Source organism: Selenomonas sputigena, from assembly GCF_026015965.1.
In the GTDB taxonomy this organism is placed as follows: domain Bacteria; phylum Bacillota; class Negativicutes; order Selenomonadales; family Selenomonadaceae; genus Selenomonas.
Genome location: NZ_CP110383.1, coordinates 1,253,810 through 1,278,064, shown reverse-complemented (window position 1 = coordinate 1,278,064; position 24,255 = coordinate 1,253,810). Strand labels below are relative to the sequence as shown.

Here is a 24,255-nt window from a genome sequence, read left to right as displayed (position 1 = left end):
CGATCGCAGAAAGAAGATGCTCCGTGCAGCTGTACGGGCAGGAGAAGCGCATCGATGTGCACGGAAGGTCGTGATGGAGATGGTAACGGAAAGCAAGCGCAGGGGACACCGACTCGACTGGTTCGTCGTCGTCATCCTTTGCGTGCTCGGGTACTTCTCCTACACGATGATCGATCAGCAGATTCACCTGAACGAGCTTGACCGCGACTGCGCGGCGGCGCAGCAGCGTCTGGAAACAGCGCAGCGGGAGAACGCAGAGCTTAAGGACCTCAAGGCAAAGCTCGACGATCCCGTTTACATCGAGAAGACGGCACGCGAAGAGCTAGGCATGACGCACGAGGGCGAGCTGCCGTATATCGCGAAGAAGTGAGAAGAGGCTGCCGCATGAGTCGATGAGACGCATGTAGCGGTCTCTTTTTGTTTTCTCGTTTCACGCGCGGATTTTCTTGACAGCGCAAAAGGCGCAAGAGTATAATAAGAAAGCACACTCAGCGCGGAAGAAGACGCTGGGATGGTGGGTGCTGACGCAGTCGGCGATTCCCACAGTATAATTAAGGAGGAAATAATTTGTCCATTGAAGTAGGCAGTATTGTTGAGGGTGTTGTGACGGGCATTACGAATTTTGGAGCGTTCGTCGAGCTGCCTGAGGGGAAGGTCGGTCTTGTCCATATCTCTGAGGTCGCTGACGAGTATGTGCGGGACGTCCATGATTTCCTCAAGGAGAAGGACAAGGTGAAGGTCAAGGTCTTGACGATCGACGATCGCGGCAAGATCGGGCTTTCCATCAAGCAACTGCAGGAAAAGAAACCGATGGAGAAGAAGGTCGGCGAAGTTCCGCGCCGTCCGATGCCGCCGCGCCGCGGTGCAGGCGGGGACTTTAGGCGGCAGGGGCGTTTCGGTCCGGGCAGTGCCTCCTTTGAAGACAAGTTGTCGCGCTTCCTCAAGGACAGCGATGAAAGGCTGACGGACTTGCGCCGCAAGACGGATTCCAAGCGCGGCGGCCGCGGTTCGCGCAGGGATTGACGACATGAGAAAAGCACTCTTACAAGGAGTGCTTTTCCTGTTTATGGTCTTGAGAGACGTATTTGGGAAGAGTAGTGCAGAGCTTGCCGGACGGCGGCAGATGGGAGAATCTCATGCTGAATAAGGTCTTGGCTTTTTGCGAGGAGCATGGACTTCTGGCGCATGGCTCTTCCATCGTGGTCGCCGTCTCGGGCGGCGCAGACTCGATGGCGCTGCTCGATCTGCTGCTGCATTTGCAGGAGCGGCTGGCGCTTTCCGTGCATGTCGCGCATTTCGAGCACGGCATTCGCGGCGAGGCGTCGCGCGAGGATGCGGACTATGTCGCTGCATTCTGCCGAACGAAGGGCGTTGCCTGCAGCGTGGAGGCGGCGGATGTGCCGCAGTATGCGAAAGAGCGCAGGATGTCGCTGGAAACGGCGGCACGCGAACTGCGCTACGCTTTTTTGCGTCGTGTAAAGGCGCATGTAGGCGCTCAGGTGATCGCTGTCGCGCATCATGCAGACGATCAGGCGGAGACGGTGCTGCAGCATATCCTGCGCGGCGCGGGGCTGCACGGCCTCGTGGGCATGAGGCCGCGCACGGGCGATGTCGTGCGCCCCCTGCTCGCCTGCACGAAGGAGGAGCTTGTCGCTTACTGCGCGGCGCATGGCATCGAGGTGCGCCACGATGCGACGAACGATGCGGCGGATGCGCAGCGCAACTATCTGCGGCTGGAGATCCTGCCGCGCCTCGCCGCGCATGTCAACGCGTCGGCGGGAGCGGCGCTCGTGCGCCTCGCGGAAGCCGCCCGCGCAGACGACGTGCTGCTCGATGAGATGGCGCACAAGGCATTTTCGCGCGTCGTCTGCAGCGAGGGGTGGGAAGCGGGCGCGGCGCACGAGAGACTTGCGCTTTCGCGCACGGCGTTTCGCGCCGAGCCGCTCGCCTTGCAGCGGCGCATCGTGCGCCTTGCTGCGCACACCTTCGTCGATGAGTCGCACGATTGGGGCTGGCGGCAGGTCGAGCAAGTGCGCCGCATGATGGTGGAAGGAAGGGGCGGCCTCTCGTGGGACTTGCCCGGCCGCGTGCGCTTTTTCCTCGATGGAAAAAGGGGCGTCTTTTTTGTCGATGAGCTTCGTACTGCCCATAAGAAAGGCGGTGCAGGAGGCAGGTCGGCTTCCACGCGCAGGACGGCGGACGGCATGGCGGAGAGCGAACTTTTGAGAGGCGTGCCGCTTCGAGCGCCTGGCGTGACGCGTCTGCCCGCGCTCGGCGTCGCGCTCGTCACGGATTTTGTCCGTGAGCGCACCCAGACGGACGGGCGCACGGAAGTCTATTTGCCGTCTCGCGTTCTTGCCGCAGCTGTCGTGCGCACGCGCCGCGCGGGCGACCGCGTGCGCCTTCCTTGCGGCAAAAAGAAGCTCAAGGATTTCTTCATCGATGAGCATGTGCCGCGCACCGCGCGCGATCGCGTGCCGCTCGTTGTCTGCGACGGGGAGGTCGTCTGGGCGGTAGGCGTGCGGCGTTTTTCGTCCGCACTGGTGAAGGAAGATGAATCGATGGTACGGCTTCGTGCCATTTTTGAAGAAGGAGCATACGATCATGCACAACGACTTGGAGAAGATTCTTTTCGATGAGGCGCAGCTCGCCGAGATGGTGGAGCGGCTCGGGCGCGAGATCACGCGCGATTATGCAGGCGAGGAGATCTACGCCGTCGGCATTCTGAAGGGCGCCGTGCTCTTCTACGCCGACCTCGTGCGCGCCATCGATCTGCCCGTGACGCTCGATTTCATGCAGCTTTCGAGCTACGGCGGCGGTACGAGTTCGACGGGCGATGTGCAGATCCTCCTCGACCTCGCGAAGAGCGTCGCGGGGCGCAACATCCTGCTCATCGAGGACATAGTGGATTCGGGGCTTTCCATGCACTATCTGATGGAGAACTTCCGCCATCGAAAGGCGAAGAGCGTCAAGCTCTGCTCGCTTTTGAGCAAGCCGTCTCGGCGCAAGGTCGATGTGAAAGTCGACTACTGCGGTGCGGAAGTGCCCGACGCCTTCCTCGTTGGCTATGGGCTTGACTACGATCAAAAGTACAGAAACCTGCCGTACCTCGGCATCCTAAAACCCGAGATCTACAGTAAATGAGACGGCGTGCGCCTTCTGTGAAATATTCGAATATCGTGCGAAAGGGTTTGTATAACACCTGTTTTAATGCTATAATGAAATGCTGTAGAGGTTTTTTTGTTGTGTGAGTCAAAAGGCGCTTTCGTCGCCTTTTGCTGAAACATGATATGGGGATTTTGGTGAAATGCCGTGACTTTCCGGCTTTTTCTTAAAGCATTGTTTTGGAACAGGAGGATGACCGATTGAATAAACTTTTTCGCAGTGTGGTGTTCTATCTGCTGATCATCTTGATCGCCATCTCCGCGATTGACTATTTTCAGACGCGCGAGGTGGTGACGAACGAGGTCAACTATTCGGATTTTCTGCAGCAGGTGCAAAATGGCGAGGTCGCGAAGGTCACGCTTGAGCACAACGTCGTCAAGGGCACGCTCGCCGATGGCACGGAGTTTTTGACGATCACGCCCGATGCGCCGAATCAGGATACGAACTTCCTCAAGACCCTGCAGGAGAAGAACGTCGAGATCAAGGCGGAGCGCCCGGCGGAAACGCCGTGGTGGTCGACGATGTTCTCTTCGATCCTGCCGATTCTTCTCTTGATCGGCGTCTGGTTCTTCATCATGCAGCAGACGCAGGGCGGCGGCGGCCGCGTGATGTCTTTTGGCAAGAGCCGTGCGCGCATGACGGCGAGTGACAAGATGAAGGTCACGTTCGAGGATGTGGCGGGCGCAGACGAGGCGAAGCAGGAGCTTGAGGAGGTCGTTGAATTCCTCAAGCATCCGAAGAAGTTCAACGACCTCGGTGCACGCATCCCGAAGGGCGTGCTGCTCTATGGCCCCCCGGGCACGGGCAAGACGCTGCTCGCACGCGCCGTCGCAGGCGAGGCAGGCGTGCCGTTCTTCACGATCAGCGGCTCGGACTTCGTCGAGATGTTCGTCGGCGTCGGCGCCTCGCGCGTGCGCGACCTCTTCGATCAGGCGAAGAAGAACGCGCCGTGCATCGTCTTCATCGACGAGATCGACGCCGTCGGCCGCCAGCGCGGTGCAGGCGTCGGCGGCGGTCACGACGAGCGCGAGCAGACGCTCAACCAGCTGCTCGTCGAGATGGATGGCTTCGCGGCCAATGAAGGCATCATCATCATGGCGGCGACGAACCGTCCCGACATCCTTGATCCCGCGCTTCTGCGCCCCGGCCGCTTCGACCGCCAGATCGTCGTCGACAAGCCCGATGTGCGCGGCAGGCTCGCGATCCTGAAGGTTCACTCGAAGGGCAAGCCTCTGACGAGTGATGTCGATCTCGACATCCTCGCGCGGCGCACGCCGGGCTTTACGGGCGCAGATCTGTCGAACCTCGTGAACGAGGCGGCTCTCTTGACAGCGCGGCGCGACAAGAAGCGCATCGGCATGAACGAGCTGGAAGAGTCCATCGAGCGCGTCATGGCGGGGCCGGAGCGCCGCTCGAAGGTCATGACGGACAAGGAGAAGGAACTGACGGCGTATCACGAGGGCGGTCATACGCTCGTCGGCATGCTCCTGCCGAACGCCGATCCCGTACACAAGGTCACGATCATTCCGCGCGGCAGGGCGGGCGGCTACACGCTGATGCTGCCCAAGGAGGATCGCTCCTACGCGACGCGCTCGGAACTCATGGATAAGCTCAAGGTCGCGATGGGCGGCCGCGTCGCCGAAGAGGTCGTCTTGAAGGAGATCTCGACGGGCGCTTCGCAGGACATTCAGCATGCCTCGCGCATCGTGCGCAGCATGATCACGCAGTACGGCATGAGCGACGTCTTGGGGCCGATTTCCTACGGCGAGAGCGCCGAGCATCAGGTGTTCTTGGGACGCGATCTCAATCATCAGAGGAACTACTCGGAAGAGGTCGCGAGCGAGATCGACAAGGAGGTGCGCCGCTACATTGACGAGGCATACGAGGCATGCCGCAAGATCATCATCGACAACCGCGACAAGCTCGACCTCATCGCACAGGCTCTGATCGAGCGTGAAACGCTCGAAGCTTCCGAGCTGGAGGAACTTGTCGAGACGGGAAAGATCACGGAAAAGGACAAGAAGCCCGAAGAGGATGTGAACGAACCCGACGATCACGACGGCGTGATCCTTGAGCCGCTGCACCGTCCTGCGGATGCCGAGCTTAGAAAGCCGGTGGAAGAGGCGGCGGAGGAAGAAGTGGAAGTGAAGGAAGTCGCGCCCAAGCTCAATGTGACGCGGCATGACGGATAGGAGAAGTCGGGAGGACGCCCGCACTTCAAAGACAGAGGGCTGTTTCCAGGAAACAGCCCTCTTCGTCAGGAGGGATGAATTTGCGCTCCAGGATTTTAGAGCTTTTGCGCAAGGCGGGTGAAGAGTACATGTCAGGCGAGGAGATCGCCAAGAGGCTCGGCGTTTCGCGCACCGCCGTCTGGAAGCACATCAAGGAGCTTCGCGAGGCTGGCTATGGGATCAAGAGTCGGTCGAGAAGCGGCTACGCCTTGGAGGAGACGCCCGACTGCCTGCTGCCTGGGGAGATCAAGAACGGCCTTAGGACACGCTTCATCGCCAAGGACATCGTCTTTTTTGAAGAGATCGATTCGACGAATCAGGTGGCGAAGCAGCTCGCACAAAAAGGCGCAGCGGCGGGTACCGTCGTCGTGGCGGAGTCGCAGGGCAAGGGGCGCGGACGCTTGGAGCGTTCGTATTTCTCGCCTGCGGGAAAGGGGATCTGGTTTTCGGTGATCCTGCGCCCGCACATCCTGCCGCAGGAAGCGCCGAAGTGCACGCTTCTTGCCGCCGTCGCTGTGGCGATGGCGATGAAGCGTTTTGACCTCAAGGCAGAGATCAAGTGGCCGAACGACATCCTGCACGAGGGAAAGAAACTCACGGGCATCCTGACGGAGATGAGCGCCGAGATCGACCGCATCAATTACATCGTCATCGGCACGGGCATCAATGTCAATATTGAGGAGGAGGAGTTCCCCGAGGAGCTGCGCGACAAGGCGACGTCGCTTTCCATCATGAAGGGGGAGAGATTGCCGCGCGTCGCCTTCTTCCAAGCAGTTCTCGAAGCGCTCGACGAGCTTTGCATCGTGCTGGAAGAAGACGGATTCGCGCCCATTATCGCGCGCTGGCGCGAGTATGCCGTGACGCTCGGGCAGGAGGTTCATGTCATCGGCGCCATAGGCAAGGACAGCTTCGACGGCAGAGCGATCGACATCGACGAAGAGGGCGCGCTGCTCGTTGAGACGGAGGGCGGTGTGCGCCGCGTGCTCGCGGGCGACGTGTCGATTCGCCCGAAGAAGGCGTAGATCATGGGAAATGTGCCTTTTCTAGCCTGCCTAGGGGCAGTGCAGTCTGGGAGGATGGAGAATGTTACTTGTTTTTGACATAGGAAACAGCAATATCGTGATGGGCACCTACGAGGGGAAGAAGCTCCTGCGCCATTGGCGCATCTCGACGGACAGGCAGAAGACGGGCGACGAGTACGGCATGCTCATCAACAACCTCTTCGCGTATCAGAACATCCGCATGGAGCAGGTGAGGTCGATCATCATATCGTCCGTCGTGCCGCCTCTGATGGTGCCGATGATCAAGATGTGCGAGCGCTACTTCCACATCCATCCGCTCGTCGTGGGGCCGGGCATCAAGACGGGCTTCCGCATTTCCTATGAGAATCCACGCGAGATCGGCGCCGACCGCATCGTCAACGTCGCGGGTGCTTTCGAGCAGTACGGCGGGCCCTTGATTGTCATCGACATCGGCACGGCGACGACCTTCGACGTCGTCGCGCCGAACGGTGACTTCCTCGGCGGCGTCATCGCACCGGGGCTGTCGAGTTCTGCGGACGCGCTCTTCCAGCGCGCCGCGAGATTGCCGCGCATCGAGCTGGTGACGCCGAAGCGTATCATCAGCCGCAACACGGTCAGCGGTATGCAGGCTGGCATCATCTACGGCTACGTCGGGCAGATCGATGAGATCGTGCGCCGCATGAAGAAGGAGATGGGCTACGACGAGATCAAGGTCGTCGCGACGGGCGGCTACGCACGCATGGTTTCGCGCGAATCGAAGACGATCGACAAGATCGATCATTTCCTGACGCTCACGGGACTTCGCGTCCTCTATGAGAGGAACGCCGAATGAGGCTCGGCAGGCTCGATTTTTCCGTACCCGTCTTTCTCGCACCGATGGCGGGCGTGACGGACATGGCGTATCGCATCCTCGTTCACGAGATGGGCTGCCCGCTCGTCTACACGGAAATGGTCAGCACGAATGGCATCAACTACCGAAACGAGCGCACGCTCAAGATGCTTCAGACCGATCCGCGCGAGCGTCCTCTGGCCATGCAGCTTTTTGGCAATGAGCCGGAAGCCGTGGCGCGTGCTGCCGCCTATGTCGAGAGCCTCGGCGTCGCCGACGTCATCGACTTCAACATGGGCTGTCCCGCGCCGAAGATTGTCAAGAACGGCGAGGGATCGGCGCTGCTCCTCGATCCTGTGCGTGCCGAGCGCATCTTGAAGGCATTGAAGCGTGCCGTCAATCTGCCCGTGACGGTGAAGATTCGAAAGGGCTGGGACGCGGCGCACGTCAACGCGGTGGAGATTGCCGCGCGCGCCGAAGCGGCGGGCGTTGACGCCATCGCCGTGCACGGCAGGACGCGCGAGCAGTTCTACAGCGGCGAGGCGGATTGGGCAATCATCCGCGCCGTGAAGGAGCGTGTCGCCATTCCCGTCATCGCGAACGGCGATGTCCGAAGCGTCGTCGATCTCGTGCGCATCTTCGAGGCGACGGATGCCGACGGCGTGATGGTCGGCAGAGCCGCGCAGGGAAATCCGTGGCTCTTTCGTGAGATGGCGGGCTTCCTGCGTACGGGCGAGGTTGCTGCGCCGCCGACGGCCTCCGAGCGGCGTGCGCTCATCCTGCGCCACCTCGACATGCTGCTCGAAACGAAGGGCGACTACGTCGGGCCGCGCGAGATGCGAAAGCATGCGACGTGGTACACGCGCGGCATGAAGAATGGTGCGCGTCTCAGAGAGCTTTTCAATCGCGCGGAAACGAGAGCGGATTTCGCCGCGATCTTGGAAAATTTGGCATAAGGCTATAGAAAGGTGATATTATGGCAGAAACGAAGGACAAGAAGAAGGAACTGCCTTGGAGTGCGTACTCCGAAGCTGAGAAAAAGGAGCTTGAGACACTTTCCAAAGGCTACATCGAGTTTTTGACGAAGTGCAAGACGGAGCGCGAGAGCGTGCGCGAGATCATCCGGCAGGCGCAGGCGGCAGGCTACGAGGATCTTGAAGAAATCGTGCGTTCCGGAAGGAAGATCGCACCCGGCGCGAAGGTTTACTACGCCTACATGAAGAAGGCGATCGCGCTCTTTCATGTCGGCACGGAGCCGCTGGAAAACGGCCTGGCGATTCTCGGTGCACACATCGACACGTGCCGCCTCGATGTCAAGCAGAACCCGCTCTATGAGGACGGTGGTCTCGCCTACCTCGATACGCATTATTACGGCGGCATCAAGAAGTATCAGTGGGTCACGGTTCCCCTCGCGCTGCATGGCGTCGTCGCCAAGAAGGACGGCACGGTGCAGGACATCGTCATCGGCGAAGATGCGTCCGAGCCGACCTTCTGCGTGACCGATCTTCTTGTGCACCTGTCGCAGGAGCAGCTCAAGAAGTCGGCGGACAAGGTCGTCGAAGGCGAGAAGCTCGATGTGCTCGTCGGCACGCTGCCGCTTGCGGGCGAGGAAAAGGAGGCTGTGCAGAAGAACGTGCTTCATCTGCTGCAGGAAAAGTACGGCATCGAAGAAGAAGACTTCCTGTCAGCGGAGCTTTCCTTCGTACCCGCAGGTGCGGCTCGCGAGATGGGCTTCGACCGCAGCATGATCCTCGGCTACGGGCAGGATGACCGCGTGTGCTCCTACACATCGCTCGCTGCCATGCTTGAGACGAAGCCCTCGAAGCGCACGGCGTGCTGCCTGCTCGTCGACAAGGAGGAGATCGGCAGCGTCGGCGCGACGGGCATGCGCTCGCACTTCTTCGAGAACATGCTCGCCGAACTCATGAATGCGCTCGGCCAATATTCGGAACTTGCCGTGCGCCGTGCGCTCGCCTCGTCCAAGATGCTCTCGTCCGACGTTTCCTCGGGCTATGACGCGCTCTACGCCGAGGCCTTCGACAAGCGCAACGTCGCCTACCTCGGGCGCGGCATGGTCTTCAATAAGTTTACGGGTTCGCGCGGCAAGTCCGGCTCGAACGACGCGAATGCCGAATATCTGGGCGAACTTCGCGCCATGCTCGATGCGCGCGGCGTGCGCTACCAGTCCGCCGAACTCGGCAAGGTCGATCTCGGCGGCGGCGGCACGATCGCCTACATCATGGCGCTCTACGGCATGCAGGTCATCGACAGCGGCGTCGCGGTGCTCTCAATGCATGCGCCGTGGGAAGTCACGAGCAAGGTTGACGTCTACGAAGTGAAGAAAGGGTACGCCGCGTTTCTCGCGGAGGCATAAAGCGGCATGTACGAAGTTCTTTTCCGCCGTTTCGTCAAGAACCATGACAAGACGGCATTGCCCGAGGTGCGCTTTGCCTACGGGAATCTGAGCGGCCGCGTCGGCATAGCAGTCAATTTCCTCCTCAGTGCCATCAAACTTGCGCTCGGTCTCATGAGTGGTGCCGTCTCCGTCGTCGCCGACGCCGTGCACAACCTCGCTGATGCAGCGGCGTCCATTGCGACGCTCCTGGGCTTTCGTCTCGCGGCGAAGCCGGCGGATGCCGAGCATCCCTTTGGGCACGGCAGGGTCGAGTACATTGCAGGCTTCTGTATCGCGGGGCTGATCCTTCTGATCGGCTTTAAGCTATTGGAAGCTTCCGTAGAGAAGATCCTCGCGCCCGAACCGCCCGAGGTGAGCGTTTCGATGCTCGTGATCCTCACGGCGTCCATCGCGCTGCAGCTCTGGCTCGGTCGCTTCAACAAGACGATCGGCGAGCGCATCGATTCAGCGGCGATCCGTGCGGCGGCGGCGGACAGTCTGAACGACTGCATCGCGACCGTCGTCGTCGTCGCCAGCCTCGCGTTCCATTATGCGACGGGAATCGATATCGACGGCTGGGCGGGCGTTCTCGTCGCGCTCTTCATTCTGCACAGTGGCTGGGAGGCAGCGCGCGACACGCTGCAGCCGCTCCTTGGGCAGCCGCCTGATCCCGCGCTCGTTGAGGGAATCGAGAAGACGGTGCTCAAGCACCGCGCGATCACGGGCGTGCATGACATCATCATCCACGACTACGGCCCAGGGCGCATCTTCGCTTCGGTGCATGCCGAGGTGCCCGCTTCAATGGACTTCCTCAAAGCGCATGAGATCATCGACGGAGTCGAAGAACTTCTGCGCAGGAAGTATCACATCATCGTGACCGTCCATATGGATCCCGTCGTCACGGATGATCCCGAGGTTGAGCGTGCGCGTGCAGAGGTGGAGGCCATCATGCGCGAGAACAAGTTAGGTGAATCCATCCATGACTTTCGCATGACGACGGCAAAGGGCGGCGGCAAGAAACTCATCTTTGACGTTGAAGTTGCTCCTGCATGCAAGATGACGAACGAAGATGTGCGTTTCTTCCTTACACGGGAAATTGAGGAACGTCATCCAATCTATCATCCTGTGATTCGCGTCGACCGCTTCTTCTGTTGAACAAAGTTCCTTCCTTCAGGAACCGCTGATAAATTCAGCCGTCCATCTTCACGAATCTGGGCGATTTCGTCTTATCATCGTTTCCTTAAAATTTGGGTAGTTTAGGCAAAGAAGCAGGAGTTTAAGCCTTGATGAAGAATAAAAATACTTGATGTAGGCAATAATTTTGAAATCAGGAGGCAGAAAACATGAAAAAATTCCTTGCTGCTGCGCTTTTCGCGTGTTCGCTCTTCTTGGCGACGCCGCAGGCGCACGCATATTCCGAGTTGGATCTCCTTGAGGGGAACTGGTACGACGACAACGGCAATCTCTTTGCCATCGTGCGCGACGGCAGGCTCAATACCTTCCGCATGGATATGATCACGATGGCGGGCAGCCCCGGCAATTTTGCTGCGGCCGTGCAGGTGCAGGAACCGAACGGCTTCCGCAACGTGCCCGTCGAATATTCCAATGCGGCGGCAAACGACAAGGAGAAGAACAACCCGTTCTTCCGCCCGACGGTACACTTGAACGGCGTCAACGTCCACAAGGAATGGTTCCAAGTGCCCGACAGCGCCTATGATTACCTTGATGGTCATTGGTACGACGCTGACAATAACCTCGTCGCCTTTTTCCGCAATGGGACGTTCAACACCTATCCGATGACGTTCCTGAGTTTCTATGGTGTAGGAAACCACTTCGACAGCATCTTCAAGATCAACGACCACGGTACGGAGAAATACTTCGCACTGTCTCTGCATCCGACGACTGCCGGCATGAGAATCTCCATCCGCATGCTGGGCGTCAATGATTGGTCGTATGCCTCTTTGCATCAGTAAGCTGCATACACAAAACCGTCCGCCTTTTGAACATGGCGGACGGTTTTGTTTGCATGAGAGCGAAAAGAAACCGCACAGCATGTTGCCGTGCGGCTTCTTTGTTTTCATTCCTTGAGGATGCTTTCCAAGGCAAGCTCGATCATGTCGTTGAAGGAGCGTTCGCGCTCTTCGGGCGTTGCACGCGCTTCGTCGCAGGTGATGTGGTCGCTGACCGTGAAGATACCGAGCGCCTGTACGTCGAATTTGGCTGCGATCAGGTAGAGCGCCGCCGTTTCCATCTCGGCGGCGAGCACGCCGTAGCTGAGGAGTTTGGCGAAGTCGATCTCGTCGTCGTAGAAGCGATCCTGCGACAGCACGTTGCCGACGCGCACGGGCAGATGTTTTTCGCGCGCATGATGTACGGCACTTTCTAACAGCGAGAAATCGGCGAGCGGTGCGAAGTTGACGGATGTGCCGAAGATGTTTTTCGGCATGGAAGAATCCGTCGTCGTTCCCTGCGCGATGACGACATCGCGGATGTGGAGATCCTTGGCGAGCGCACCGCAGCTGCCGACGCGGATGAGCTTCTTTACACCGTAGACGTTGATCAGCTCATGCACATAGATGGCGATGGACGGCATGCCCATGCCCGTGCCCTGCACGGAAACGGGCGTGCCCTTGTAGCTTCCCGTATAGCCGAGCACATTGCGCACATGCGAGTATTCTTTAGCGTCCGTGAGAAAGTTTTCAGCGATGTACTTCGCACGCAGGGGATCGCCAGGCAGCAGAATGCGCTCGGCAATATCGCCGACTTCAGCGGAGTTGTGTGGTGTTGGCATGATGGACTCCTCCTTGGAATGGTATTCATAAGAATATTATAAGGGATGCACAGGAATTTGCAAGGGAGACAGAGAGAAGAAAATGCGCTATAATAGAACATGCATAAACATATCATATAGGAACGATATACAAGAGAGTTCTGAGTTTATCCGTGCTTCCACGAGAAACGCAGGAAAAATCCAAGCGGAGGAAAAGAAATGAAGATTTCTACGAGAGGGCGATATGCGCTGCGGCTCATGATGGATATCGCCATGAACGGGCAGAACGAGCCTGTGCGCATCAAGGATATTGCGCGAAGGCAGGAGATCTCGGAAAAGTATCTGGAGCAGATTGTCTCCGTGCTGAACAAGGCGGGCTTTGTCAAGAGCAGCCGCGGACCGCAGGGCGGCTATCGCTTGATGCGTTCACCGCAGGAATATACGGCGGGCAGCATCCTGCATTTAATTGAGGGCAGTCTCGCCCCCGTTGCCTGTATGGACATGGAGGAGAACGACTGTCCAAGGCACGAACGATGTGCAACGCTTCTTCTGTGGCAAAAGCTGCATGAGGCAATGAAGGACGTCATTGATCATGTCTCGCTTGCCGATCTCATCGAGAAGCAAAGGGAACTCGATGAGAAAATCGATTAGCACTGCTCCCAAAAAGAAAATTCATGACAAAAATGCTTGAATGGTGTACACTTATGAGAGCATTATGAAATTGTAGGCATGTAGGTGATGGGATGTTCATCCATTCGATGTTTCTCTTGATAAAGAAAGATCTTGCCTTGCTTGAAGAAGAGCTTCTGCAGGCGGTCGTCTCGCCTGTAGATCGCATCACGGAGATCGGCACGCATCTTGTGAAGTCCGGCGGCAAGAGGCTGCGCCCTGCGCTCTTTTTGCTTGCGGCACGCTCCAGCAAGGATTTTGACGCGAAAAAAATGATGCCGCTAGCCGTTGCACTCGAACTGATCCACATGGCGTCGCTTGTCCATGACGATGTGCTCGATCATGCCGATACACGGCGCGGCGCGGTGACGGCAAATGCCATGTGGGGCAATCAACAGGCGATTCTCTCGGGAGACTACTTCTTCGCGAGAGCGTTTCTTCTCATCGTTGAGAACGGCTTCGGCGAGCGCGTTTCGAGGCGTATCGCGCAGCTCATCATGGATTTGAGTTCGGGTGAGATCATCCAGAACAAGGAACTTTATCGCGCCTCGCGTGATGTCGAGGAGTATTATGAGCGCATAGCGAAGAAGACGGCGAATTTCCTCGCCATCTGCTGCGAGCTTGGCGCCATCGCGACGAATCTCGGCGCGGAGGCGGAACGGGGGCTTCATGCCTACGGCAAGTACGTCGGTATGGCGTTCCAGATCACGGACGACCTTCTCGACCTGACCTCGAACGAGAAGAAGATCGGCAAGCCTGCGGGCAACGACATCCATGAGGGTATCGTGACTTTGCCCGTGATTCGTGCGCTTGAGGTCAGCTCCGAACGCGAAGAACTTCTTTCCATCGTGACGAATCCTTCGATGACGCGCGAAGACGTCGAGCGCGCACTCGCCATCGTGCGTGCTTCCGACGGCATCGAATATGCGCGTGCCAAGGTGCGCGAGTTCCTGATCGAGGCGAAGGAGGCTCTGCCTGCCGTTCTGCCCGACAAGGTGCGTGATACCTTCTGCAAGGCGGCGGACTACATCGCGAAGCGCGAATCGTAAGTTTTGCTTGAAATATGCAAGTTCTGCTTTGTGCAGTTCTTTAAGGGGGAAAAGCTATGTTTAATTTGGGCTTTCCTGAGCTCATCCTCATTCTCATCATTGCGCTCGTGGTATTCGGTCCGGGCAAATTGCCCGAGATCGGCCGTGCCGTTGGCAAGGGTCTCAGCGAGTTCAAAAAGGCGACGAACAATCTGATGTCCGACGTGAATAAGCCGATCGAAAGCGCCGCGCCGCCGAGTGTGCAGCAGCCGCCGATGCAGACGATTGCCGAACCACCGGCGGGGCAGCAGCCGCTTGCACCCGAGCCGGTGAATGGGGCGCAGACGACTGCCGCAGAAGGCGATGCAGCGAAGAAGCAGGAAAGCGAGGGGAGATAGAAAATGCTGAGCCTTTATGAGCTTGGAGCCATTATCCTCGTTGCACTCATCATTTTCGGCCCGCGCAAACTGCCTGAGATCGGCAAGGCGCTCGGCAGGAGCGTGAAGGAGTTCAAGGAAGGCAAGGACGAAGGCGAAAAGAGCACCGTCGACGTCACGCCCGAGTCGTCGACGCTTGCTAAAAAAGATGAGAAGAGCGAAAAATGACGTACGAAAAGCATGAGCAGCCGCAAGGCTTGAACGATGGACAGGCAGGGCACGAGCCGCCGATGCAGCAGCCGCCCGAGTCGCCGATGCAGCAGCTGTCTGAGCCGCGAGAGCAAGCGGGGCAGCAGGCGCCGGAAGAGCGCAGGGACGGCAGCATGTCCATCATCGCGCATCTCGAAGAACTGCGGAAGCGGCTGATCTATTCGATTGCTGCCGTCGCCGTCGGAAGCGGCGTCGCCTACTTCTACATCGACGAGATCATGCGCTGCTTGACGGCGCCTGCGGGAAAACTCTACTACATGCAGCCGGCAGAGGCGTTCTTCACCTATCTGAAGATTGCGGTCTTTGGCGGCTTTTTGCTCGCTCTGCCCGTCATCTTCTACGAGATTTGGCGCTTCATCCTGCCGGCCTTGACCGTGCGCGAGAGAAAGGCGCTGCTCCTCATCGTGCCGCTTTCCGTCGTGCTCTTCGTCGTCGGCATCGCCTTTTCCTTCACCCTTGTATTGCCCGCCGCCATCCGCTTCTTCATCGGCTTCGGCACGGACAATCTGGAGCCGCTTTTTTCCTTAGGAAAGTATCTTGACTTTGTGCTGGCGTTCATCCTGCCGTTTGGCTGCATCTTTGAATTGCCGCTTATCATCGTGGTTCTCGCGAAGCTCGGATTCGTCGGCTCTGCCTTTCTCTGGAAGCAGCAGCGCATCGTGGTGTTTCTGTCTTTCGTCATCGGCGCTGTCATTTCCCCGACACCCGATGTTTTTTCTCAGACGATGATCGCCGTGCCCATGATCCTCCTCTATGAGATCAGCTACGTCATCGTTCGTTTTGTTTTGCGCAAATAAGGAGGAATATTCGTGGCTTTCAAGGATTTACGCGAGTTTATCGAGGAACTGGAATCGCGCGGGCTTTTGCGCCGCATCAAGACGGAGGTTGACGCCGAACTCGAAATCACCGAGATCACCGACCGTGTTTCCAAGATGGAGGGCGAGAAGAACGTCGCGCTGCTCTTCGAGAACGTCAAGGGCTACGACATGCCCGTGCTCATGAACGCTTTCGGCAGCATGGAACGCATGAGCATCGCTCTGGGGGTCGAGAGTCTTGACGAGATCGCCGATGATCTGCGCGATTTCATGCGTCTGCCGAAGATCTCGCTCGCGAACAAGATGGATCTCGTCACGCTCATCCCGAAGATGCGCAAGGCGGTGAACTTCCCCAAGTACGTTAAGAAAGCGCCGTGCCAGGAAGTCGTGGAGATGGATAATCCGTCGCTCGACATCCTGCCGATCTTGAAGTGCTGGCCCGAGGACGGCGGCCCCTTCATCACGCTGCCGCTCGTCTTTACGAAGAATCCCGAGACGGGCAAGCGCAACGTCGGCATGTACCGTCTGCAAAAATACGACAAGAATACGACGGGTATGCACTGGCATATTCATAAAAACGGCGCGGAGAACTTCCGTGCGGCACAGGAGCAGGGCAAGGACCGCATCGAGGTCGCCGTTGCCATCGGCACGGATCCCGTCCTCACGTATGCCGCGACGGCACCCCTGCCGCGCGACATCGACGAGATGGTTTTCGCGGGTTTTCTGCGTCACAAGTCGGTCGAGCTTGTCAAGTGCAAGACGGTCGACATTGAGGTGCCTGCGACGAGCGAGATCGTCTTGGAGGGCTATGTGCTGGAAAGCGAACGCCGCCGCGAAGGGCCGTTCGGCGATCACACGGGCTATTATTCTCTGGCGGACGATTACCCGGTGTTTCACATCACCTGCATCACGCACCGCAAGAATCCGATTTATCCGGCGACGATCGTCGGCAAGCCGCCGATGGAGGACTGCTTCCTCGCGAAGGCGACGGAGCGCATCTTCCTGCCGCTCCTGCAGCAGATGGTGCCCGAGATCGTCGACATCAATATGCCGCTTGAAGGCGTGTTCCATGACTGCTGCGTCGTCTCCATCAAGAAGACGTACCCGATGCAGGCGCGCCGCGTCATGCACGCGATCTGGGGCATGGGGCAGATGATGTTCTGCAAGATGATCATCGTCGTCGACGCGCATGTGAACGTGCAGGATATGAAGGAAGTCTGGTGGCGCGTCTTCAACAACATCGACGCGAAATACGATCTGGAGATGGTCGAAGGGCCTCTCGACGTGCTCGATCACTCCTCGCCGATGGCGAAGTGGGGCACGAAACTCGGCATCGATGCGACGAAGTCGTGGCCAGAAGAGGGGCATACGCGCGAATGGCCCGATGAGATCGTCATGACGGACGAGGTCAAGGCGCGTGTCGATGCGAAGTGGAGGGAACTCGGACTTGGCTAAACTCGGTGCGCACATCAACAACATCGCGCTCCATCATATCGTCTTCGCTCTGCCGTTTGCCTACATGAGCGCATTTTTGGCGGCGGGGGGGATGCCGCCCGTGATGGATCTCGTCTGGATCACGGTCGCCATCGCGGGCGCGAGGAGCGCGGCGCTCGCCTTGGACAACCTCGCCGACTTAAAGTACGACAAGAAGCAGCCGCGGCTCGCCTCACGCGCCATGGTGCGCGGCGACTTGAAGCCGCGCGAGGCGAAACTCTCGATCGTTTTTTATCTCATCGTTTGCATCTTGGCGGTGGCGCAGCTCAGGCCGATCTGTCTTTGGCTTCTGCCCGTCGCCGTCGTGCCGTTCCTGATCTATCCGTATACGAAGCGCTTCACATTCTTGTGTCACTTGGTGCTGGGAATCGCCATCGCCATGGCGCCAGCGGGCAGCTGGGTCGCGGTGGCGGGAGAGATTCCTCTGCCCGCCGTCGTCCTCTGCGTCGCCGTGGCGCTCTGGATCGGCGCGTTCGATGCCGTCTACGGTTCGCAGGACGAGGCGTTCGACCGCTCGGAGGGGCTTCACTCGCTGGCGACGCAGTTCACGGCGCACGGCGCACTCGTCATCTGCCGCTTCGTGCACGCCGCGAGTATCGCGTGCTTCTATGGTCTCGGCATCCTCATGGGACTGCAGTGGCCGTACTTCATCGGTGTCGGTGTCGCGGCAGGAACGCTCGTCTATCAGCACCGCATCGTGAGTGCTGACGACTACAGCCGCGTCACGCAGCGCTACTTCATGCGCAACGGCATCGTTTCCATCGCCATGCTCATCTTTACCGTGGCGAGCTTGTACGTTTGATGGGGGAGTGAAATATGACAGCCCGATTGCTCGAAGGCAAGGTCTTTGCCCAAAAGATCAAGGACGAGGCGCGGGAGGAGGCGCTGGCTTTGCGCACCGTACTCGGCAGGATGCCGGGGCTTGCCGTCGTCATCGTCGGCGAAGATCCGGCATCCGAGGTTTATGTGCGCAACAAGGAGCGTGCGTGCGAGGCGCTCGGCTTTTTCTCCGCTCTGATCGCCTTGCCCGAAACGACGACGAAGGAGGATCTTCTCGCCGAGATCGACCGGCTCAATGCGAGTCGCCGCATCGATGGAATCCTCGTGCAGCTTCCTCTGCCCGCACACCTCGCGAAGAGCGCGGCGGAGATCATCGAGCGCATCGACCCGAAAAAGGACGTCGACGGTTTCCATCCGATCAATATCGGCCGCCTCGTGGCGGGGGAAAAAGCGCTCGTGCCATGCACGCCTGCAGGCTGCATGAAGATGCTCAAGCTCGCGGGGATTCCCGTCGCGGGCAAACGCGCCTGCGTCATCGGCAGGAGCAATATCGTGGGCAAGCCGATCAGCCATCTCTTGCTCGCAGAGAATGCGACGGTCACGGTCTGTCACTCGCGCACGGAAGATCTCGCCGCTGTCGCACGCGAGGCGGACATCCTCGTCGCTGCCGTCGGCAAGCCGCGCTTCGTGACGGCGGATATGGTGAAGTCCGGCGCGACGGTCATCGACGTCGGTATCAACCGCATCGCCGAGAAGAAACTTGTCGGTGATGTCGATTTTGACGCCGTGAAGGAAGTCGCGGGCGCGATCACGCCCGTGCCCGGCGGCGTCGGACTCCTGACCATCGCCACGCTCATGGCGAACACGGTGCAGGCGGCGAAGATGCGAGTGGAAAAGTGAGGAGGAGCAGCCATGAAATCTGATGTGGAAATCGCACAGGCGGCGAAGATGAAGCCGATCGAGGAGATTGCTTCGAAGATCGGCCTTGCGCCTGATGATCTGGAGCTTTACGGCAAATACAAAGCGAAGGTCACACTTGACGCCTGGCAGCGCGTCAAGGACAGGCCGGACGGCAAGCTCATCCTCTGCACGGCGATCAATCCGACGCCGGCGGGCGAGGGCAAGACGACGACGAGCGTCGGGCTGGCCGACGCGCTTTCTCGCCGAGGCCGCAAAGCGGCGGCGGCGCTTCGTGAGCCGTCGATGGGGCCGTGCTTCGGCATGAAAGGCGGCGCGGCGGGCGGCGGCTATGCGCAGGTCGTGCCGATGGAGGACATCAACCTGCATTTCACGGGAGACTTTCACGCCATCACGACGGCGCACAACCTCCTCGCCGCCATCATCGACAACCATATCCAGCAGGGCAATGCACTTGATCTCGACGTGCGCCGCATCACATGGAAGCGCGTCCTCGATCTCAATGACCGCGCACTGCGCCATGTCGTCATCGGCATGGGCGGCAAGGCGCACGGCGTGCCGCGTGAGACGGGTTTTGACATCACGGTGGCGTCGGAGATGATGGCGATCCTCTGTCTCTCGCGCGACCTCATGGACATGAAGGGGCGTCTCGGACGCATCGTCATCGGTTACACTCGCTCGGGCAGAGCTGTGCGTGCCGACGAGCTCGGCGCGACGGGCGCACTGACGCTGCTCTTCAAGGACGCGATCAAGCCGAACCTCGTGCAGACGCTCGAAGGCACGCCCGTCTTCATCCACGGCGGTCCTTTTGCCAACATCGCGCACGGCTGCAACAGCATCATGGCGACGAAGTTCGCGTTGAAGTTCGCCGACGTCGTTGTGACGGAGGCGGGGTTCGGCGCCGACCTCGGTGCGGAGAAGTTCCTCGACATCAAGTGTCGCTTTGCGGGGATTTCTCCCGACGCCGTCGTCATTGTCGCGACGGTGCGTGCGCTCAAGATGCACGGCGGACTCTCCAAGAAGGAATTGGAGAAGGTTGACATGACGGCGCTCAAAAAGGGCATGGCGAATCTCGCCAAGCACATCGAGAACGTGCAGAAGTTCGGTTTGCCCGCCGTCGTCGCCGTCAACGCCTTCCCGACCGATACGGCCGAAGAGCTTGATTTCGTGCGCCGCGAGTGCGAGGCGCTCGGTGCCGAGGTCGCTCTGTCCGAGGTCTGGGCGAAGGGAGGCGAGGGCGGCGAGGCGCTTGCCGAGAAGGTCGAGGCGGCGCTTCAAAAGAAGGCGGACTTTCGCTATATCTACGATGAGAAGGAGACTATCCCTGAAAAAATCGGCAAGATTGCGCGTGAGATTTACGGCGCGGCAGGCGTCGATTTTACGAAGGAAGCGCAAAGAGAGCTTGAGGAATTGGAAGCGCTGGGCTTCGACAAGATGCCCGTGTGCATGGCGAAGACGCAGTATTCGCTTTCCGACGACGCCGCGCTTCTCGGCAGGCCCGAGGGCTTTCGCATCACGGTGCGCGAGCTTCGCCTCGCGGCGGGCGCGGGTTTCGTCGTCGCCCTGACGGGCAGCATCCTCACGATGCCGGGGCTTCCCAAGCATCCGGCGGCGATGGATATGGACATCACGGAAGACGGTAGAATCACGGGATTGTTCTGAGGCAGCAAGGCGCTTGGAGCACAAGGGAAGGTCATGCGAATGAAAACGATGGCTGAGCCGCAAATTTGTTGGACGGTGCGCGAGGAAAAAATCTTCGCCCAGCTTCGAGATCTGGCAAAGCGCTACGATGTAGGAAAACTGGTGCTTTTTGGCTCACGGGCGCGCAGGTTGCAAGCGGAGAAAAGTGACGTGGATATCGCCGTCTATGACTGTGCCGATTTTCGTGATTTCGCGTTCGATGTGGAGGAGAAAGTGGACACGCTGCTGACGTTTGACATCGTCAACATGAATGAATCGCCGTCGGCGGAACTTGTTGCAGAGATTTTGCGCGATGGGGTGATCTTGTATGAAAAGGTATGACGAGTTTTCCCGTCATCTGCATGTATTGGCGCAGGCTCCGCTGCAGGATTTGGAGAATGAGTTCATCATCAGCGGCATCATCGACAAGTTTTTCATTCAGTTTGAACTTGGCTGGAAGGTGCTGAAAGAGCTTCTGCGTTACGAGGGAAAGGCGACTGCCGCTTCGGGGTCGCCAAGGGAGATTATCAAGGCGGCATACCGCTGCTTTGATTTTCTTGAGGAAGACGTGTGGCTCGACATGCTGCGCACGCGCAACGATTTGACGCATATCTATGACAGTGCGCGTGCAAGGGCTTTGGTGACGGAGATTTTGACCCGCTTCATTCCGGCATTCGAGACGATGGATGAGGCTGTGCGAGAAGCGTATCCTTTAGAGTTGAGCAGGTGATTGATATGAGCAAAGTGTCGCTTGAACTTGTGCCGCGCGATGAAGCGGCGCTGCGTGAAGAACTCGCGCAGACGAAAAAATATGAGGGAAAGATCGATCTCATCAACGTCCCCGACCTCCTGCGGCTTCCTGTGCGCAGTTGGGAGGGTGCGGCGATTGCGGGCGAGACTTTCCCCGCTGTGCCGCACATTCGCGCCATGGACATCGATATCACGAAGCCGCTGCCCATGGAGGACTACCTGCGCGAACATGCGATTCGAGAAGTCCTCGTCATCGAGGGAGATGCGCCGCAGAACATGACGCACACCGTCTATCCGACGGAGAGCATCGACGTCATACGGAAGTTCCGCGAGGAAATGCCCGAGATTCGAGTCTTTGCGGGCATCGACCAGTATCGCGGCAGCATGAGGCAGGAAGATTACCGCATCCGCCGCAAACTGCAGGCGGGCGCTGTCGGCTTCTTCACACAGCCGTTTTTCGATCGCCGCTTCCTCGCGATGTATGCGGACATGCTCGAAGGCATCGAGGTTTACTGGGGGCTCTCGCCCGTGACCTCGCAGCGCTCTGAGAGCTATTGGGAGACGAAGAATCAGGTCGTGTTCCCGAAGGACTTCGAACCGACGCTTGCATGGAGCATCGCGTTTGCGCGTGATGTTTTGGCAGAAGCGCGGGCAAAGGGTGAACATGTCTACCTCATGCCGATTCGCACGGGGATTGACGAGTATTTGGGCGGCATATTTGCCGAAGGATAAAGGGCGTGTCAGAAATCTGATTCTTTGTTTTTTTAATGCAGAGGAGGGGCATTGGAATGTACAGAATCTTAAAGAAGCAAGAGTTGTCACCGGGCATCCTTGAGTACGATATCGAGGCACCCCGCGTGGCGAAGAAGGCTCTGCCGGGGCAGTTCATCGTCCTGCGCGTCAATGAGGAAGGCGAGCGTGTACCGCTGACGATCGCCGACTTCGACCGCGAAAAGGGAATCGTCACGATCCTCTTCCAGGTCGTCGGCGCATCGACTGGGCTCCTCGCCTCTCTCAAGGAGGGCGATTCTATTCTTGACTTCGTCGGCCCTCTGGGGCAGCCGTCGGAGCTTTCCAATCACATGGGAACCGTCGTTTTCGTCGGCGGCGGCATCGGCGTCGCGCCCGTCTATCCGATCGCACGCGGGGCGCATGAACTTGGCAACAAGGTCATCTCGATTCTCGGTGCGAAGACGAAGGACATCCTCATCTTTGAAGATCGCATGAGGGCAATCTCCGACGAGGTTCTGATCACGACGGACGACGGCTCCTACGGCATCAAGGGGTTCGTCACGAACGCCATCGAAGAACTTATAAAGCGCGGCGAGAAGATCGACCAGGTCACGGCGATAGGCCCGGGCGTCATGATGAAGAGCGTCGCCGAAGCCACGCGCCCCTACGGCATCAAGACCATCGTGAGCCTCAATCCCATCATGGTTGACGGTACGGGCATGTGCGGCGGCTGTCGCGTGCAGGTGGGCGAGGAGACGAAGTTCGCCTGCGTCGACGGCCCTGAGTTCGACGGTCATCTCGTCGATTTCCACGGATTGATGGCGCGCGGCAGGATGTACCGCACGCAGGAAGCGAAGGAGAAGGATCACATCTGCAACATCGGCTTGGGGAGGAATTGACATGGCGTTGGTGCTGGAAAAACATAAGATGCCTGAGCAAGACCCGAAGGTTCGCGCCCACAACTTTGAAGAAGTGGCGTTGGGCTACGATGAGGAAACGGCGATCGCCGAGGCTGAGCGCTGTCTCAACTGCAAGGTGCCGCAGTGCCGCAAGGGCTGTCCTGTGTCCGTGCGCATCCCCGAGTTTATCCAGAAGATCAAGGCGCACGATTTTGCGGCGGCGATCGACATCATCAAGGGCGACAATGCGCTGCCCGCCGTCTGCGGCCGCGTCTGTCCGCAGGAGAACCAGTGCGAGAAGCTCTGCATCCTCGGCAAGCGCGGCGAGCCTGTCGGCATCGGCAGACTTGAGCGCTTCGCGGCGGATTGGCAGCTCGCGCAGGAAGAAGAGGTCAAGCCCGTCGAGTTCGCCCCGGACGCGCAGAAGGTCGCAATCATCGGCGCAGGTCCTGCGGGACTCTCGTGCGCCGGCGATCTCGCGAAAAAGGGCTACCGCGTGACGATCTTTGAGGCGCTGCATGTCGCGGGCGGCGTGCTCTCCTACGGCATTCCCGAGTTCCGCCTGCCGAAGGACGGCGTCGTGCAGAAGGAAGTCGAAAACCTCAGGAAGCTCGGCGTGACGATCGAGCTGAATTCCGTTGTCGGCAAGCTCTATACGATCGACGAACTCATGGAAGAAGAGGGATTCGACGCCGTCTTCGTCGGCACGGGCGCGGGCTTGCCGCATTTCATGAACATTCCCGGCGAAAACCTCAACGGCGTCTATTCCGCCAACGAGTTCCTGACGCGCTGCAACCTCATGAAGGCATACCGTTTCCCCGATTTTGCGACGCCGATTCACGTCGGCAGGGGCGTTGCCGTCGTCGGCGGCGGCAACGTCGCCATGGACGCGGCGCGCACGGCGCTGCGGCTCGGCGCGGAGAAAGTCTACATCGTCTACCGCCGCAGCGAGGAAGAACTGCCCGCAAGGCGCGAGGAAGTGCACCATGCGAAGGAAGAGGGCATCGACTTCCGCTTGCTGAACAATCCCGTCGAAATCTTGGGCAACGAAGACGGCTGGGTCAAGGCGATCCGCTGCATCAAGATGGAACTTGGCGAGCCGGACGATTCGGGACGCCGTCGTCCCGTGCCCATCGAAGGCTCGGAGTTCGAGCTTCCCGTCGATACGGTCATCATGTCCATCGGCACGGGGCCGAATCCCATCGTCGCGACGACGACGCCCGGCATGGATACGACGAAGCGCGGCAACATCGTCGCCGACGAGGAGACGGGAGCTACGACGAAGGAAGGCGTATTCGCGGGCGGCGACATCGTGACGGGCGCGGCGACCGTCATCCTGGCGATGGGCGCGGGCAAGAAGGCGGCCGCCGCCATCGACGAGTATCTGCAGAAGAAAAAGAACGCCTGAGCTTCGAAGAAGACCGAAGCGGC

Annotated in this window: 26 protein-coding genes; 25 read left to right on the top strand and 1 reads right to left on the bottom strand. The window is 59.1% G+C overall.

The features are described 5' to 3' along the window. The first annotated feature begins 73 nt into the window (after positions 1–73). The 11 genes from OL236_RS06205 to OL236_RS06155 all read left to right on the top strand — a co-directional run bounded on the left by OL236_RS06205 (position 74) and on the right by OL236_RS06155 (position 11,615). Positions 74–370 (top strand): FtsB family cell division protein, encoded by a 297-nt coding sequence (locus OL236_RS06205; protein WP_009645704.1) that lies wholly within the window; start codon positions 74–76, stop codon positions 368–370. A gap of 197 nt (positions 371–567) precedes the next feature. After that, positions 568–1,023: a S1 domain-containing RNA-binding protein gene (locus tag OL236_RS06200; protein ID WP_006192957.1), complete on the top strand. Its 456-nt coding sequence runs from the start codon at positions 568–570 to the stop codon at positions 1,021–1,023. A 62-nt stretch (positions 1,024–1,085) separates the two neighbouring features. Beyond that, entirely contained in the window at positions 1,086–2,639 is a 1,554-nt protein-coding gene (tilS, locus tag OL236_RS06195) for a tRNA lysidine(34) synthetase TilS (protein ID WP_265071735.1), read from the top strand. Beyond that, positions 2,605–3,144 (top strand): hypoxanthine phosphoribosyltransferase, encoded by a 540-nt coding sequence (gene hpt, locus OL236_RS06190; protein WP_006192960.1) that lies wholly within the window; start codon positions 2,605–2,607, stop codon positions 3,142–3,144. The genes tilS and hpt overlap by 35 nt, the downstream gene beginning before the upstream one ends. 221 nt (positions 3,145–3,365) lie before the next feature. After that, positions 3,366–5,357, top strand: coding sequence for an ATP-dependent zinc metalloprotease FtsH (ftsH, locus tag OL236_RS06185; protein WP_265071734.1), 1,992 nt, complete (start codon positions 3,366–3,368; stop codon positions 5,355–5,357). 80 nt (positions 5,358–5,437) lie between these two features. Then, positions 5,438–6,418 (top strand): biotin--[acetyl-CoA-carboxylase] ligase, encoded by a 981-nt coding sequence (locus tag OL236_RS06180; protein WP_265071733.1) that lies wholly within the window; start codon positions 5,438–5,440, stop codon positions 6,416–6,418. 61 nt (positions 6,419–6,479) lie between these two features. Continuing rightward, on the top strand, positions 6,480–7,250 hold the full coding sequence (locus tag OL236_RS06175) for a type III pantothenate kinase (protein ID WP_009645673.1): 771 nt from the start codon (positions 6,480–6,482) through the stop codon (positions 7,248–7,250). Next, entirely contained in the window at positions 7,247–8,203 is a 957-nt protein-coding gene (gene dusB / locus OL236_RS06170; RefSeq protein WP_265071732.1) for a tRNA dihydrouridine synthase DusB, read from the top strand. Before OL236_RS06175 ends, dusB begins: the two co-directional genes overlap by 4 nt. A gap of 20 nt (positions 8,204–8,223) precedes the next feature. Then, positions 8,224–9,621 (top strand): aminopeptidase, encoded by a 1,398-nt coding sequence (locus tag OL236_RS06165; protein WP_009645688.1) that lies wholly within the window; start codon positions 8,224–8,226, stop codon positions 9,619–9,621. A 6-nt stretch (positions 9,622–9,627) separates the two neighbouring features. Beyond that, positions 9,628–10,797 (top strand): cation diffusion facilitator family transporter, encoded by a 1,170-nt coding sequence (locus OL236_RS06160; RefSeq protein ID WP_009645662.1) that lies wholly within the window; start codon positions 9,628–9,630, stop codon positions 10,795–10,797. 188 nt (positions 10,798–10,985) lie between these two features. Next, positions 10,986–11,615, top strand: coding sequence for a hypothetical protein (locus tag OL236_RS06155; RefSeq protein WP_009645735.1), 630 nt, complete (start codon positions 10,986–10,988; stop codon positions 11,613–11,615). A gap of 104 nt (positions 11,616–11,719) precedes the next feature. On the opposite strand, the gene deoD is transcribed toward OL236_RS06155, so the two are convergent. Further along, positions 11,720–12,433, bottom strand: coding sequence for a purine-nucleoside phosphorylase (gene deoD, locus OL236_RS06150; protein ID WP_265071731.1), 714 nt, complete (start codon positions 12,431–12,433; stop codon positions 11,720–11,722). A gap of 198 nt (positions 12,434–12,631) precedes the next feature. Here deoD and OL236_RS06145 point away from each other — a divergent pair, with 198 nt between their 5' ends. From OL236_RS06145 to gltA, 14 genes are all read left to right on the top strand, one after another. Continuing rightward, positions 12,632–13,063, top strand: coding sequence for an RrF2 family transcriptional regulator (locus OL236_RS06145; RefSeq protein WP_009645666.1), 432 nt, complete (start codon positions 12,632–12,634; stop codon positions 13,061–13,063). Between the two features lie 92 nt (positions 13,064–13,155). Further along, entirely contained in the window at positions 13,156–14,130 is a 975-nt protein-coding gene (locus tag OL236_RS06140) for a polyprenyl synthetase family protein (RefSeq protein WP_265071730.1), read from the top strand. Between the two features lie 56 nt (positions 14,131–14,186). Continuing rightward, positions 14,187–14,507 carry a twin-arginine translocase TatA/TatE family subunit gene (gene tatA, locus OL236_RS06135; protein WP_009645664.1) on the top strand — a complete coding sequence of 107 codons (321 nt, stop codon included), beginning with the start codon at positions 14,187–14,189 and terminating at the stop codon, positions 14,505–14,507. A gap of 3 nt (positions 14,508–14,510) precedes the next feature. Next, entirely contained in the window at positions 14,511–14,714 is a 204-nt protein-coding gene (locus OL236_RS06130) for a twin-arginine translocase TatA/TatE family subunit (RefSeq protein WP_265071729.1), read from the top strand. Beyond that, on the top strand, positions 14,711–15,553 hold the full coding sequence (gene tatC / locus OL236_RS06125) for a twin-arginine translocase subunit TatC (RefSeq protein WP_265071728.1): 843 nt from the start codon (positions 14,711–14,713) through the stop codon (positions 15,551–15,553). The genes OL236_RS06130 and tatC overlap by 4 nt, the downstream gene beginning before the upstream one ends. Before the next feature lie 12 nt (positions 15,554–15,565). Then, entirely contained in the window at positions 15,566–17,026 is a 1,461-nt protein-coding gene (locus OL236_RS06120; RefSeq protein WP_265071727.1) for a menaquinone biosynthesis decarboxylase, read from the top strand. Continuing rightward, positions 17,019–17,867: a 4-hydroxybenzoate octaprenyltransferase gene (locus OL236_RS06115; RefSeq protein ID WP_265071726.1), complete on the top strand. Its 849-nt coding sequence runs from the start codon at positions 17,019–17,021 to the stop codon at positions 17,865–17,867. The genes OL236_RS06120 and OL236_RS06115 overlap by 8 nt, the downstream gene beginning before the upstream one ends. Positions 17,868–17,881: 14 nt before the next feature. Then, complete coding sequence (gene folD / locus OL236_RS06110; RefSeq protein ID WP_265071725.1) at positions 17,882–18,745, top strand: bifunctional methylenetetrahydrofolate dehydrogenase/methenyltetrahydrofolate cyclohydrolase FolD; 864 nt, start codon at positions 17,882–17,884, stop codon at positions 18,743–18,745. Positions 18,746–18,757: 12 nt separating this feature from the next. Then, positions 18,758–20,425 (top strand): formate--tetrahydrofolate ligase, encoded by a 1,668-nt coding sequence (locus OL236_RS06105; RefSeq protein WP_265071724.1) that lies wholly within the window; start codon positions 18,758–18,760, stop codon positions 20,423–20,425. Positions 20,426–20,464: 39 nt separating this feature from the next. Beyond that, on the top strand, positions 20,465–20,785 hold the full coding sequence (locus OL236_RS06100) for a nucleotidyltransferase domain-containing protein (protein ID WP_265071723.1): 321 nt from the start codon (positions 20,465–20,467) through the stop codon (positions 20,783–20,785). Continuing rightward, positions 20,772–21,173 (top strand): HI0074 family nucleotidyltransferase substrate-binding subunit, encoded by a 402-nt coding sequence (locus OL236_RS06095; protein WP_265071722.1) that lies wholly within the window; start codon positions 20,772–20,774, stop codon positions 21,171–21,173. Before OL236_RS06100 ends, OL236_RS06095 begins: the two co-directional genes overlap by 14 nt. Before the next feature lie 5 nt (positions 21,174–21,178). Then, positions 21,179–21,925, top strand: a complete 747-nt coding sequence (locus OL236_RS06090) for a methylenetetrahydrofolate reductase (protein WP_265071721.1) — start codon at positions 21,179–21,181, stop codon at positions 21,923–21,925. Positions 21,926–21,981: 56 nt separating this feature from the next. Next, positions 21,982–22,824, top strand: coding sequence for a sulfide/dihydroorotate dehydrogenase-like FAD/NAD-binding protein (locus OL236_RS06085; protein ID WP_265071720.1), 843 nt, complete (start codon positions 21,982–21,984; stop codon positions 22,822–22,824). A gap of 1 nt (position 22,825) precedes the next feature. Continuing rightward, positions 22,826–24,232: an NADPH-dependent glutamate synthase gene (gene gltA / locus OL236_RS06080; protein WP_265071719.1), complete on the top strand. Its 1,407-nt coding sequence runs from the start codon at positions 22,826–22,828 to the stop codon at positions 24,230–24,232. Positions 24,233–24,255 lie beyond the last annotated feature (23 nt).